Below are 12,664 nucleotides of genomic sequence, written 5' to 3' on the forward strand. Positions count from 1 at the left end.
TTCCCTATGAAGACTGGGGGTGGCAACTGCCTTCAAACAGTCTAAGTATGGATATTAAGGCTATGTTGAGCTTTTATGACATAGGCTGAAGATAAGCGGAGGTTTTCGTTGCCGTCGGTTCGCGAATGTGAATTCTAAGAATCGATAGTCCCTCCGAAACCGATTTCGCCCCGGCTGTCTGGCGGTCGGCATGAGGCGATGGAAGTTGTCCGCAGGCTCCGTTGAGCTTTGCGGCGTGCTGGAAGGAAAAAGTTATGAGCAAAGTCAGCGGAAGCAACGGCGGTGACTCGAAGAATACCCTGTATTGTTCGTTCTGCGGAAAGAGCCAGCACGAGGTCCGGAAACTGATCGCCGGGCCGACGGTGTTCATCTGCGATGAATGCGTCGAACTGTGCATGGATATCATCCGCGAGGAAAACAAATCCTCCATGGTGCGCTCACGCGATGGCGTGCCGACACCGCAGGATATCATCAAGGTTCTCGACGAATACGTCATCGGCCAGAAACAGGCGAAGAAAATTCTCTCCGTCGCCGTTCACAACCATTACAAGCGTCTGGCGCATGCCTCCAAGGGCGGCGAAGTCGAATTGGCGAAGTCCAACATTCTGCTGGTCGGGCCGACCGGCTGCGGCAAGACCTATCTTGCCCAGACGCTGGCACGCATCATCGATGTTCCCTTCACCATGGCGGATGCAACGACACTGACCGAAGCCGGTTATGTCGGTGAGGACGTCGAAAACATCATTCTGAAACTGCTTCAGGCTGCCGATTATAATGTTGAGCGTGCTCAGCGCGGCATCGTCTATATCGACGAAGTCGACAAGATTTCGCGCAAGTCCGACAATCCGTCGATCACGCGCGATGTGTCGGGTGAAGGCGTGCAGCAGGCGCTTTTGAAGATCATGGAAGGCACAGTCGCTTCGGTGCCGCCGCAGGGTGGTCGCAAGCATCCGCAGCAGGAATTCCTGCAGGTGGATACGACAAACATCCTGTTCATCTGCGGCGGTGCTTTTGCCGGTCTCGACAAGATCATCTCGGCGCGGGGCGAAAAGACGTCGATCGGCTTTGCCGCAGCGGTGGCCGCGCCCGACGATCGTCGCGTGGGCGAGGTTCTGCGCGATCTGGAGCCGGAAGATCTGGTGAAATTCGGTCTCATTCCGGAATTCATCGGCCGTCTGCCGGTTCTGGCGACACTGGAAGACCTCGACGAGGATGCTTTGATCCAGATCCTGTCCGAGCCGAAGAATGCGCTGGTCAAGCAGTATCAACGTCTGTTCGAAATGGAAGATGTTGAACTGAACTTCCACGAGGATGCTCTTCGCGAAATCGCTCGCAAAGCGATCGTGCGCAAGACCGGCGCGCGTGGTCTCAGATCGATCATGGAAAAGATCCTGCTCGACACCATGTTCGAGCTGCCGGAACTCCAGGGCGTTCGCGAGGTGGTGATTTCCGATGAAGTGGTACGCGGTGCTTCCCGTCCGCTTTACATCTATGCTGAGCGTCAGGAAGAAAAGGCCAATGCCTCTGCCTGACGAGCGGCTGTAATCAAATAACAGGGCCCGCCAGAGTGCGGGCCTTTTTATTGTCAGTTGACAGCACCCTGCGCGATATTTTGGGCATAAAGCTTGGTTTTAACGCCTGCTGCATAATTTTCTCCTTAAATCGTTCCTCCAAGGAATTTGCAGGCAGAGCACTTCTGGAAAAGAGACTGGGCGGTTTTGCGACTAAGGGATCGGCAAAAACACGCACAGAAAGCATGGTGACGGAGGCTGACAGGCCGTAACCTGCTTTGCTCAGGATTTGCAGGGGGATTTTGAATGGTTTATGACTGTTTGCGACTGGATGACATCGGGGGATTCGGCAGGCGGACAGGGGGCTGTTTGATCAATGCCGATGCTGCGGTGATATGTGGTGGTATTTTTGTTTCGCAAAGCAGGAGATTGCTGAGAGGCGGTCGAGACTATGTGTAAGCGTGTGACATAGACGACATTCCCTGACATTGCTGCAAAGACAGGTCGATGGAACGGAGATTTTCCGGCAGGCTGGTTGCAGGTGCAATCTCCGGCTTGAATTGAGGGGTCAGGGTCTCCAAGTATCAGTATGAAACGAGATCCTGAAGGCCGCTGCCGTTTGAGCGCGGTTTCAGGTCCCGGAAACGGGGCAAAGAAAGGAAATGCAATGACGAAGTTGACCTCGGTCACGGGCGAAGTCGGCACCTATCCGGTACTGCCGCTGCGTGATATTGTGGTGTTCCCGCATATGATCGTGCCTCTGTTCGTCGGTCGCGAAAAGTCGATCCGTGCTCTCGAAGAGGTCATGGGTTCCGACAAGCAGATTATGATGGCAACCCAGATCAATGCCAGCGATGACGATCCCGGCGTTGACGGGATCAATACGGTCGGCACGATTGCCAATGTTCTGCAATTGCTGAAGTTGCCAGACGGAACCGTAAAGGTTCTCATCGAAGGTAAGGCGCGGGCGCAGATTGCCGATTTTACCGATCGCAGTGATTATTTCGAAGCCCGTGCCGAAATCATGGTCGAGCCGGAAGAGGATGCGGTCGAAATCGAGGCGCTCAGCCGGTCTGTGGTGTCCGAGTTTGAAAATTACGTAAAGCTCAATAAGAAGATTTCCCCGGAAGTGGTTGGTGCAGCTGGCCAGATCGAGGATTATTCAAAGCTTGCCGATACGGTTGCCTCGCATCTTTCGATCAAGATTACCGAAAAGCAGGAAATGCTGGAAACGGTGAGCGTTAAGGCGCGTCTGGAAAAGGCGCTCGGCTTTATGGAAGGTGAGATTTCCGTTCTTCAGGTGGAGAAGCGCATCCGCTCGCGCGTCAAGCGCCAGATGGAGAAAACCCAGCGCGAATATTACCTGAACGAGCAGATGAAGGCGATCCAGAAGGAACTCGGCGAGGGCGAGGACGGCCGCGACGAGATGGCCGAACTGGAAGACCGTATCGCCAAGACCAGACTTTCCAAGGAAGCCAAGGAAAAGGCCGACGCGGAACTGAAGAAGCTCAAGCATATGAGCCCGATGTCGGCGGAAGCCACCGTCGTGCGCAATTATCTCGACTGGCTGCTCGGTCTGCCCTGGGGCAAGAAGTCAAAGGTGCGTGTCGATCTTAATCTGGCGGAAAAGATCCTCGATGAAGATCATTTCGGTCTCGACAAGGTCAAGGAGCGCATCGTCGAATATCTGGCGGTTCAGGCGCGCGCCACCAAGATCAAGGGGCCGATCCTCTGCCTCGTCGGGCCTCCGGGCGTCGGCAAGACCTCGCTTGCCCGCTCGATTGCCAAGGCGACGGGCCGCGAATATGTGCGCATGGCGCTGGGCGGCGTGCGCGATGAGGCTGAGATCCGCGGTCACCGCCGCACCTATATCGGCTCCATGCCTGGCAAGGTGGTGCAGTCGATGAAGAAGGCAAAGAAATCCAATCCGCTCTTCCTGCTCGATGAAATCGACAAGATGGGCATGGATTTCCGCGGCGACCCGTCGTCCGCCCTGCTGGAGGTTCTGGACCCTGAACAGAATTCCACCTTCATGGATCACTATCTTGAGGTGGAATATGACCTGTCCAACGTGATGTTCATCACGACGGCCAATACGTTGAACATTCCGGGTCCCTTGATGGACCGCATGGAAATCATCCGTATTGCCGGGTACACCGAAGATGAAAAACTGCAGATCGCCAAGCGGCATCTCTTGCCCAAGGCGATAAAGGAACATGCCCTGCGACCGGAGGAATTCTCGGTCTCCGACGATGCGATCCGCTCTGTCATCCAGCAATATACGCGGGAAGCCGGCGTGCGCAGCTTTGAGCGCGAGCTGATGAAGCTTGCGCGCAAGGCAGTGACTGAAATCATCAAGGGGAAGGTGACCTCGGTTGCGGTGACGGCGGAGAATATCGAAGACTATCTCGGCGTGCCGCGTTATCGCCACGGCGAAGCGGAAGGCGAGGATCAGGTCGGCATCGTGACGGGTCTGGCCTGGACGGAAGTGGGTGGCGAATTGCTGACCATCGAAGGTGTGTTGATGCCGGGCAAGGGTCGCATGACGGTGACCGGCAATCTGAAGGACGTGATGAAGGAATCGATTTCGGCGGCGGCCTCTTACGTCCGTTCGCGGGCTGTCGATTTCGGCATTGAGCCGCCGCGTTTCGACAAGACGGATATCCACGTTCACGTTCCCGAAGGTGCAACCCCGAAGGATGGCCCCTCTGCCGGTATCGCCATGGCCACGGCGATCGTATCGGTCATGACCGGCATTCCGGTCTCCAAGGATATCGCCATGACCGGTGAGGTCACACTGCGGGGCAGGGTTCTGCCGATCGGCGGCCTGAAGGAAAAGCTGCTGGCAGCCTTGAGAGGTGGCATCAAGAAGGTGCTGATTCCGCAGGAAAATGCCAAGGATCTGGCCGATATTCCGGACAATGTGAAGAACAGTCTGGAAATCGTTCCGGTGTCGCGCATGGGAGAGGTCATTTCTCATGCCTTGCTTCGGGTTCCAGAACCCATTGAATGGGATGGTTCGGTGGAAACGCCGGTGGTTGCCACAGTCGAAGGTGGTGACGATACAGGCCTTTCCGTGGCCCATTGAGGCGCGGTTGCCACGATCCGGACATAATCCGGTAAAAAATCATTGAAGGCTGGCTCAACGCCAGCCTTTTTTGTGAAAACATGCGTGGAAGCCTTGTTTTTCAGGCGATTGCGGTGCTTTTGGTCAGAGACGGAATCGGATCGGCTTAAGCTTTGGTCCGGTAAGACGTTTAAAAAAATCGTTTCATGCCATACAGAAAGGTTGGAAACATGAACAAGACCGAATTGGTTGCCGCCGTTGCCGAAAAATCCGGCCTCACCAAGGCCGATGCTGCTTCTGCTGTTGATGCCGTTTTTGAAGCGGTTCAGGCAGAACTGAAGAGCGGTGGCGATGTTCGCCTCGCCGGGTTTGGCTCTTTCAGCGTTTCTCGCCGCGAAGCCTCCAAGGGCCGTAACCCTTCGACCGGCGCGGAAGTGGACATTCCGGCCCGCAACGTGCCCAAGTTTACCGCAGGCAAGGGCCTGAAGGATGCTGTTAACGCCTGATCAGGCGCAAAAGTCATTTTCTAGAGCATTTTCAGGAAAAGTGCGTAGCGGTTTTCCGTCCGGAAATGCGTTAGAACAAAGGGTTAGAGCCTTTCAGTGTTTCCGTGAAACATTGAAAAGCTCTAAATGAAAGCCTGCCGGATGCAGATGCGCCCGGCAGGCTTTATCGTATGTCCAGGAAAACCGCTCCGTATTTTTCTCGGGATAATGTTCTATGCTTCGTCTTCCTCATAGGCGGGGATTTTCGCCCCTGCATAGATACGGTTGAGAAAGCCGAACAGCATCTTCAACTCATCCGCAGAAAACCGCGTGGTGAAACGAGCTTCGTGCTCGCTGCGCAATTGGCGCGCCGTATCAACCAGCTTTTGCCCGTCTTCGGTCACGAACAGTTCCTGCCGTCTTCGATCGATTTTGCTTTGGCGGCGTTCGATGGCGTTGCGCGCTTCCAGCTTATTGATAATGGCCATCATCGTGGCCTTGTCCATGCGCAGGCTCTGGGCCAGGCCAATCTGGCTGGTGCCGGGATTGATCAAAATCAGCTCGAGAACAGCAAATTGCTTTGGTGTCAGCGACAGATCGCCCATGGTCGCCTGATAATCCTGAAACAGCGCCACATTGGCCAAACGCAGATGAAAACCGAGAATGTCGTTCAGTTCGCCATATTGCACCGGCAGGACCTGATCTGCTGTCAGTGTAGGTTTTGCCGTTCCATTGTCGCAACTCATCAGCTTTTGTCTCCAGGCAATCGAAAATGCTTATGTGGCGAAACGATCTCATGCCGTTGGTCGGCAAACCGTTCTCGGACCCTTCTTCTATACAATAAAAAGCTTGCCAGAAGAAAAATCCAATATAATATGTATTGCATACCAATTTTCGCGCCGGGAGATCGCGATGCGGGGAGGAGCCTGAATGATGATGAGCCATGATGCTCGTGGGAACGAGTCGGTTGCTTTCTTTGGTCTGGCAGCAGAAGATCCCATTCGGTACCGGGCCAGAACAGGGCCGGACCGTCCGGCTGTTCTTGAAGTGGAAACCGGGCTGTCATTGAGCTATGGTGCGTTCGATGAGATGATTGCCCGCTCGGCCAATGTCCTAGGCAGTCATCTTTCCGCAGCAGGCACACTGCCGCGCGTCTGTTTTATCGGTCGTAATTCCATTGCTGAACTGGCCATTTGTTTTGCCTGTCAGCGCATTGGGGCTATTTTCGTGCCGATAAACTGGCGGTTGAGCGCGCATGAGATCCAGCAGATTGTGGAGGATTGCACTCCGCATATTCTGATCGATGCCGGTGCATTTTCCGAACATGTCGATAAGAGTGCCATTGTCGTGACTTTTGCCCTGGAAGGGGAAGAGGGTTTTTTGCGTCAGCTGCAGGATGCAACGCCGCGCGCGCCTCATTATGGCACGCCTGAGCGAATCACGGTCATGCTCTACACATCCGGCACCACAGGCCAGCCAAAAGGCGTGATGTTGAGCGCGCGCAGTCTGTTTTACGCTGCGATGAATTTTGCCTTCGTCTGCGATGTCGCCAGTGATTCCACCGTTCTATGCGATGTGCCGCTATTTCATACCATCGGTCTTGTTGCCTTGGCGCGCACCACCATGCTGATGGGTGGCCGACTGGTGATTTCGGACCGTTTCATCCCCGAACGGTCGTTGGCGGTTCTGTCCGATCCTGCGCTTCAGATCACGCATTATTCGGCCGTGCCGCAAATGGCGGCAACGCTGAAAGCCTCGCCCAACTGGAATCCGCAAGCCTTGCGCGCGCTCAAGGCCATGTTTATCGGTGGCGCTCCCTTGCCGCCAGCGCTGATTGAGCGCTTTCTGGAGGATGGCATCGCGCTGGCCAATGGTTATGGCATGAGTGAACTGGGCACGGCCATTCATATGCCGCTCGATAAGCAGATGATCGCCCGCTATCCCGGCGCCATCGGGTATTGCGCACCGTTTCTGGATATTCGCATCGTCGATGCCGAAGGCCACGATGTGGAAGAAGGGGAGGTCGGCGAAATCTGGCTGAAGGGTCCGAGCCTGATGTCCGGCTACTGGAACAAGCCGGAGCTTTCGGAAGCAGCCCTGAGCGAGGGATGGTACCGCACCGGTGATCTGGGCCGACGCGAGCATGGCATCGTTTACCTCGCTGATCGGCTGAAGGATATGTATATCAGCGGCGGCGAAAACGTCTATCCGGCGGAAGTCGAGGCGGCACTGGCCGTGCATGACGGCATTGTCGAGGCTGCCGTGCTGGGTGTTGCCGATCCGCTCTGGGGCGAGGTTGGGTTGGCGGTCATTGTCCGCGCCGATCCTTCGCTGGAGGAATCGCATATCGAGGATCATTGCGCGGCTCTCTTGGCTGGCTACAAACGGCCTAAGCGAATCGTCTTTGCCGACTCCCTTCCCAGAACCGCTTCCGGCAAGGTGCAAAAGCATGTGCTGCGCGCGCTCTATTTCAAGGAAAAACTATAAGCATCGCCTGCATTTTATGCAGGACAACAAGGAGGCCCTATGACCATGACTGAGACAAACGGTGCAGAAACTGTACTTGTCGACTTCGACAACGGCATTGCATTCGTAACCCTCAACCGTCCGGAAAAACGCAATGCGATGAGCCCGACGCTGAACAAACGTATGCTTGAAGTGCTGGACGATCTGGAAGGCGATGAGCGCTGCGGCGTTCTGGTGCTGCGCGGCGCGGGATCGTCCTGGTCTGCTGGCATGGACCTCAAGGAATATTTTCGGGATAATGATGGCAAGCCGCGTGATGCAACGCTGAAAAGCCGTCGCCAGTCCGGTGGATGGTGGCAGCGCCTGATGTATTTTGAAAAGCCGACCATCGCCATGGTCAATGGCTGGTGCTTCGGCGGTGCTTTTACCCCGCTCGTCGCTTGCGATCTGGCAATTGCCGCCGATGAAGCAACCTTCGGGCTTTCGGAAATCAACTGGGGCATCCTGCCTGGCGGCAATGTCACCCGCGCCGTGGCGGAGGTGATGAACCATCGCGATTCGCTTTATTACATCATGACCGGTGAAAATTTCGGCGGACAGAAAGCGCGCGACATGGGGCTGGTCAACGAATCTGTGCCGCTCGCCGATCTTGAAAACCGCGTTCGCGCCATTTGCGCCAGCCTGCTGGAGAAAAACCCGGTCACGCTCAAGGCCGCCAAGGACACGTTCAAGCGGGTGCGCAACATGCCCTGGGATCTGGCGGACGATTACATCTATGCCAAGCTGGAACAGATGCTCTTCCTCGACAAGACTCGGGGCCGTGACGAGGGCCTGAAACAATTCCTTGACGAGAAGAGCTATCGTCCGGGGCTCGGTGCCTACAAGCGCTGATAAAAACTCTTTTGCTGGCTTTTTCCGCCGTCGTGCCTCCGCACGGCGGCGGCATTCGGTCTATGACCGCAAACAGGGTTCGTATGACGGCTTGGATTGTTAGAAACGCAGCAACCGCTCTACCCATTTTCGGACAAGCACTGACGATCTGCTTTCGTCCGTCACAATAGGCTCACAGGTTTTCCCATAGGGCAAATCTCTTCAGCGCATTTGCAGTTCACTGAGTGTCAAAACACTCCGGATGCGTATAACGAACACATAGGACAGGCAATAAGCAAACAATTACAAGGAAAAATGGTGGGCGATGAGAGACTCGAACTCCCGACATCCTCGGTGTAAACGAGGCGCTCTACCAACTGAGCTAATCGCCCTTCGCGTTTTGCGGATCATGTCCGCCGCGTCGGTGGCTGTGATCTATGCGTTCGCGGAAAAAACCGCAAGAGGGTTTTTTACATTTCTGTCGTTTTTTTCGCGTAGTCTTAGCAATTATCCGGGAAGTGATTGGAATGACTTCACCATTCCAACTTATGATTTTTCGGGAAAAATCAGCACCATGGATGGGTGTTCGCTCATCCCACAAGAAAAATCGTTCTGTCACGATTTTGTCTTCAATGCTGCTTGACACCTCGTCAGGAACCTCTTAGACAGCCGCTCATCGAACGGCGGACGCGGTTCGGTGAGAGGGAAGCTAGGCTTCTTTCAGGGTTAGCGGGTGTAGCTCAGTCGGTTAGAGTGCCGGCCTGTCACGCCGGAGGTCGCGGGTTCGAGCCCCGTCACTCGCGCCATCCTGAAGATCTCACGATAAAGTGTCCAGGTTCGTCTGGTGTTGAGCCAGAATGCGCGGGTGTAGCTCAGTCGGTTAGAGTGCCGGCCTGTCACGCCGGAGGTCGCGGGTTCGAGCCCCGTCACTCGCGCCATCCTGAAGATCTCACGATAAAGTGTCCAGGTTCGTCTGGTGTTGAGCCAGAATGCGCGGGTGTAGCTCAGTCGGTTAGAGTGCCGGCCTGTCACGCCGGAGGTCGCGGGTTCGAGCCCCGTCACTCGCGCCATCCTGAAGATCTCACGATAAAGTGTCCAGGTTCGTCTGGTGTTGAGCCAGAATGCGCGGGTGTAGCTCAGTCGGTTAGAGTGCCGGCCTGTCACGCCGGAGGTCGCGGGTTCGAGCCCCGTCACTCGCGCCATTTCCTTCTCCTTACAGGTTTTATGTTCAGGCTTTGGACGGCTAAATTTTTGCTTCATACATATTCCATTTTGGTTTTCGGATGATTTCCGTTAAACAATTTGTGTGCATGTGCGAATTGCCGAAACCGGGCTTGCGCTAGCGCCTTGGCTGCGCTAACCAACGGCTCGTTGCAACAGTCTTTTTGGCTTGTCGGTATCGTGCCGTGAACGTCGCCAGATGTTCTGACAAGCAGGGATGGATATGATGACTGACCTTCTCAGTTCCTACCTTCCGATCGTGGTTTTTATCGCCATTGCCTTGGTGATTGGTCTTGCCCTTCTGGCGGCGCCTTTCGCCCTCGCATTCAAGGCGCCCGATGCGGAAAAGCTCTCGTCTTTCGAATGCGGCTTCAATGCATTCGACGATGCTCGCATGAAGTTCGATATCCGCTTTTATCTGGTGTCGATCCTCTTCATCATTTTTGACCTTGAGGTGGCATTCCTCTTTCCCTGGGCGATTTCCTTCGGTGCGATCGGCTGGTTCGGCTTCTGGTCGATGATGGTGTTCCTCGGTGTGTTGACCATCGGCTTTATCTATGAATGGAAGAAGGGGGCCCTGGAATGGGAGTGAGCCCGAACAACAATCAGACGCTGATTGCGCCGCAGCCGAAAGGGATCATCGATCCTGCAACCGGTAAGCCGGTCGGCAATGACAGCGCCTTTTTTGGTGAAATCAATAACGAGCTGGCCGACAAGGGTTTTCTCGTCACTTCGACCCAGGCGCTGATTACCTGGGCGCGCACTGGCTCTCTGATGTGGATGCAGTTCGGTCTGGCCTGCTGCGCCGTCGAGGGTCTGATGCAGGCCTCAGGTCCGCGCTATGACATGGAGCGCTTCGGCGTTGCCCCGCGCGCCTCGCCGCGTCAGTCGGATGTGATGATTGTTGCCGGTACGCTGACGAACAAGATGGCGCCTGCGCTTCGCAAGGTCTATGACCAGATGCCGGAGCCGCGTTACGTTATCTCCATGGGCTCCTGCGCCAATGGCGGTGGTTACTACCATTATTCCTACTCCGTCGTTCGCGGCTGTGATCGGGTTGTGCCTGTGGATATTTATGTTCCGGGCTGTCCCCCCACGGCAGAGGCGCTGCTCTACGGCGTGCTTCTGCTTCAGAAGAAAATCCGCCGCACCGGCACAATCGAACGGTAAGGCGAGGGGCTGACGAAATGAGCGAATCCCTTCAGGAGCTGGCCTCCTATATCGCAGACAAGGCAGCTGGCCTCATCTCCGGCACGAAGCTTGAATTTGGTGAATTGACGGTTACGACCAGTGCCGAGCAGATTATGGCGCTCGTGACATTTCTGCGTGATGATGCCCGCTGTGGCTTCATCTCCATCATTGATGTCTGTGGTGTCGACTATCCGGCGCGTGCTGACCGCTTCGATGTGGTCTATCATTTGCTGTCGCCGAAACAGAATTGCCGTATTCGCGTCAAGCTGGCAACGAATGAGCATAAGGCGGTTCCGTCGATCTGTCCGATCTTTCCCGGCGCCGACTGGTTCGAGCGGGAAGCCTGGGATCTTTACGGCGTGATGTTCACCGGCCATCCGGATCTGCGCCGTCTGTTGACGGATTACGGTTTCGAAGGTCATCCGCTGCGCAAGGACTTCCCGATGACCGGTTTTGTTGAGGTTCGTTATGACGATACCGCCAAGCGGGTTGTTTATGAACCGGTGGAGCTGAAGCAGGAATTCCGCAATTTCGATTTTCTCTCGCCTTGGGAAGGCACGGATTACGTGCTGCCCGGCGACGAGAAAGCGGCGCAGTAAAAGGAGCGGGACGTTAGATCATGGCAGAACATTCCGTTCGCAATTTTACCATCAACTTCGGGCCGGAACATCCGTCCGCCCACGGCGTGCTGCGTCTGGTGCTTGAACTCGACGGCGAAATCGTCGAACGAGTTGATCCGCATATCGGTCTCTTGCATCGCGGCACGGAAAAGCTGATCGAGGCCAAGACCTATCTTCAGGCGCTGCCCTATTTTGACCGGCTGGATTACGTCTCGCCGATGAACCAGGAACATGCCTACTGTCTTGCCGTTGAAAAACTGCTCGGTCTGCAGATCCCGATCCGTGGGCAGCTCATTCGCGTGCTGTTTTCCGAAATCGGCCGTATCCTGTCGCATATCATGAACGTGACGACCCAGGCCATGGACGTCGGTGCAATGACGCCGCCGGTCTGGGGCTTTGAGGAACGTGAAAAACTGATGGTGTTTTATGAGCGTGCATCGGGCGCGCGCATGCATGCGGCCTATTTCCGTCCCGGCGGCGTTCATCAGGATATCACGCCGGAACTGGTCGAAGATATCGGCAAGTGGTGCGATCCCTTTATCAAGGTCCTCGACGATATCGAAGGCCTTCTGACCGAAAACCGCATCTACAAGCAGCGTAACGTCGATATCGGCGTCGTCAGCCTTGAAGACGCATGGCGTTGGGGTTTCTCCGGCGTGATGGTGCGCGGTTCCGGAGCAGCTTGGGATCTGCGTCGTTCGCAGCCTTATGAATGCTATTCGGAGCTGGATTTCGATATTCCGGTTGGCAAGAATGGCGACTGCTATGACCGCTACCTGATCCGCATGATGGAAATGCGCGAGTCGGTGAAGATCATGAAGCAATGCGTCAATCGTCTGCTGGGCGATGCCAGGACCGGGCCGGTTTCGGCACTCGACGGTAAGGTCGTGCCGCCGAAGCGCGGCGAGATGAAGCGGTCGATGGAAGCGCTCATTCACCACTTCAAACTCTACACCGAAGGCTATCACGTTCCTGCCGGTGAAGTTTATGCGGCTGTCGAAGCACCCAAGGGTGAGTTCGGCGTCTATCTGGTATCGGATGGCTCCAACAAGCCGTATCGCTGCAAAATCCGGGCGCCGGGTTTCGTGCATCTTCAGGCGATGGACTTCCTGTCGCGCGGTCATCAGCTTGCCGATGTCACCGCCGTTCTGGGGTCGCTCGATATCGTGTTTGGTGAGGTGGATCGCTGATGAGGCATTTCTCTTGCCTTCCAATGATGCTGTCTGGCTGCGG

Annotated in this window: 10 protein-coding genes and 5 tRNA genes; 13 read left to right on the forward strand and 2 right to left on the reverse strand. The window is 55.6% G+C overall.

Going from position 1 to position 12,664, the window contains the following annotated elements; genetic code table 11:
* The first annotated feature begins 254 nt into the window (after positions 1-254).
* The 3 genes from clpX (at position 255) to hupB (ending at position 5,084) form a co-directional block, all read left to right on the forward strand.
* A complete protein-coding gene (gene clpX, locus NAC44_RS07450; protein ID WP_250939691.1) occupies positions 255-1,532 on the forward strand; it encodes an ATP-dependent Clp protease ATP-binding subunit ClpX in 1,278 nt (425 codons plus the stop codon).
* 646 nt (positions 1,533-2,178) lie between these two features.
* Positions 2,179-4,599 carry an endopeptidase La gene (lon, locus tag NAC44_RS07455; RefSeq protein WP_250939693.1) on the forward strand — a complete coding sequence of 807 codons (2,421 nt, stop codon included), beginning with the start codon at positions 2,179-2,181 and terminating at the stop codon, positions 4,597-4,599.
* 209 nt (positions 4,600-4,808) lie between these two features.
* On the forward strand, positions 4,809-5,084 hold the full coding sequence (gene hupB / locus NAC44_RS07460; protein WP_250939695.1) for a DNA-binding protein HupB: 276 nt from the start codon (positions 4,809-4,811) through the stop codon (positions 5,082-5,084).
* Between the two features lie 212 nt (positions 5,085-5,296).
* Here hupB and NAC44_RS07465 read toward each other — a convergent pair whose 3' ends face one another.
* Positions 5,297-5,809, reverse strand: coding sequence for a MarR family winged helix-turn-helix transcriptional regulator (locus tag NAC44_RS07465; protein WP_250939697.1), 513 nt, complete (start codon positions 5,807-5,809; stop codon positions 5,297-5,299).
* A gap of 190 nt (positions 5,810-5,999) precedes the next feature.
* Between NAC44_RS07465 and NAC44_RS07470 the strand changes: the two genes are divergently transcribed.
* The gene (locus NAC44_RS07470; RefSeq protein WP_250939699.1) at positions 6,000-7,550 is read left to right on the forward strand and encodes an AMP-binding protein; all 1,551 of its coding nucleotides are present in this window, start codon (positions 6,000-6,002) and stop codon (positions 7,548-7,550) included.
* 45 nt (positions 7,551-7,595) lie between these two features.
* Entirely contained in the window at positions 7,596-8,420 is an 825-nt protein-coding gene (locus NAC44_RS07475; RefSeq protein WP_420839898.1) for a p-hydroxycinnamoyl CoA hydratase/lyase, read from the forward strand.
* A 295-nt stretch (positions 8,421-8,715) separates the two neighbouring features.
* On the opposite strand, the gene NAC44_RS07480 is transcribed toward NAC44_RS07475, so the two are convergent.
* Positions 8,716-8,791 (reverse strand) — tRNA-Val (locus tag NAC44_RS07480).
* Positions 8,792-9,128: 337 nt separating this feature from the next.
* Between NAC44_RS07480 and NAC44_RS07485 the strand changes: the two genes are divergently transcribed.
* The 8 genes from NAC44_RS07485 to NAC44_RS07520 all read left to right on the forward strand — a co-directional run bounded on the left by NAC44_RS07485 (position 9,129) and on the right by NAC44_RS07520 (position 12,621).
* Positions 9,129-9,205, forward strand: a tRNA-Asp gene (locus tag NAC44_RS07485).
* A gap of 55 nt (positions 9,206-9,260) precedes the next feature.
* Positions 9,261-9,337 (forward strand) — tRNA-Asp (locus tag NAC44_RS07490).
* 55 nt (positions 9,338-9,392) lie between these two features.
* Positions 9,393-9,469 (forward strand) — tRNA-Asp (locus tag NAC44_RS07495).
* Positions 9,470-9,524: 55 nt separating this feature from the next.
* Positions 9,525-9,601: transfer RNA gene (locus tag NAC44_RS07500), tRNA-Asp, on the forward strand.
* Between the two features lie 245 nt (positions 9,602-9,846).
* Entirely contained in the window at positions 9,847-10,212 is a 366-nt protein-coding gene (locus NAC44_RS07505) for an NADH-quinone oxidoreductase subunit A (protein WP_250939703.1), read from the forward strand.
* Entirely contained in the window at positions 10,203-10,790 is a 588-nt protein-coding gene (locus NAC44_RS07510) for a NuoB/complex I 20 kDa subunit family protein (RefSeq protein WP_250939705.1), read from the forward strand. Before NAC44_RS07505 ends, NAC44_RS07510 begins: the two co-directional genes overlap by 10 nt.
* Positions 10,791-10,807: 17 nt before the next feature.
* Entirely contained in the window at positions 10,808-11,410 is a 603-nt protein-coding gene (locus NAC44_RS07515) for an NADH-quinone oxidoreductase subunit C (protein WP_250939707.1), read from the forward strand.
* Positions 11,411-11,430: 20 nt separating this feature from the next.
* Positions 11,431-12,621, forward strand: a complete 1,191-nt coding sequence (locus NAC44_RS07520) for an NADH-quinone oxidoreductase subunit D (protein WP_250939709.1) — start codon at positions 11,431-11,433, stop codon at positions 12,619-12,621.
* Positions 12,622-12,664 lie beyond the last annotated feature (43 nt).

This window comes from Allorhizobium sonneratiae (assembly GCF_023700755.1).
Lineage (GTDB): Bacteria > Pseudomonadota > Alphaproteobacteria > Rhizobiales > Rhizobiaceae > Allorhizobium > Allorhizobium sonneratiae.

Excerpts from the sequence above, each read along its gene's own strand:
- clpX (WP_250939691.1), top strand. The coding sequence starts at position 255 with ATGAGCAAAGTCAGCGGAAGCAACGGCGGTGACTCGAAGAATACCCTG.
- lon (WP_250939693.1), top strand. The coding sequence starts at position 2,179 with ATGACGAAGTTGACCTCGGTCACGGGCGAAGTCGGCACCTATCCGGTA.
- hupB (WP_250939695.1), top strand. The coding sequence starts at position 4,809 with ATGAACAAGACCGAATTGGTTGCCGCCGTTGCCGAAAAATCCGGCCTC.
- NAC44_RS07465 (WP_250939697.1), bottom strand. The coding sequence starts at position 5,809 with ATGAGTTGCGACAATGGAACGGCAAAACCTACACTGACAGCAGATCAG.
- NAC44_RS07470 (WP_250939699.1), top strand. The coding sequence starts at position 6,000 with ATGAGCCATGATGCTCGTGGGAACGAGTCGGTTGCTTTCTTTGGTCTG.
- NAC44_RS07475 (WP_420839898.1), top strand. The coding sequence starts at position 7,596 with ATGACTGAGACAAACGGTGCAGAAACTGTACTTGTCGACTTCGACAAC.
- NAC44_RS07505 (WP_250939703.1), top strand. The coding sequence starts at position 9,847 with ATGACTGACCTTCTCAGTTCCTACCTTCCGATCGTGGTTTTTATCGCC.
- NAC44_RS07510 (WP_250939705.1), top strand. The coding sequence starts at position 10,203 with ATGGGAGTGAGCCCGAACAACAATCAGACGCTGATTGCGCCGCAGCCG.
- NAC44_RS07515 (WP_250939707.1), top strand. The coding sequence starts at position 10,808 with ATGAGCGAATCCCTTCAGGAGCTGGCCTCCTATATCGCAGACAAGGCA.
- NAC44_RS07520 (WP_250939709.1), top strand. The coding sequence starts at position 11,431 with ATGGCAGAACATTCCGTTCGCAATTTTACCATCAACTTCGGGCCGGAA.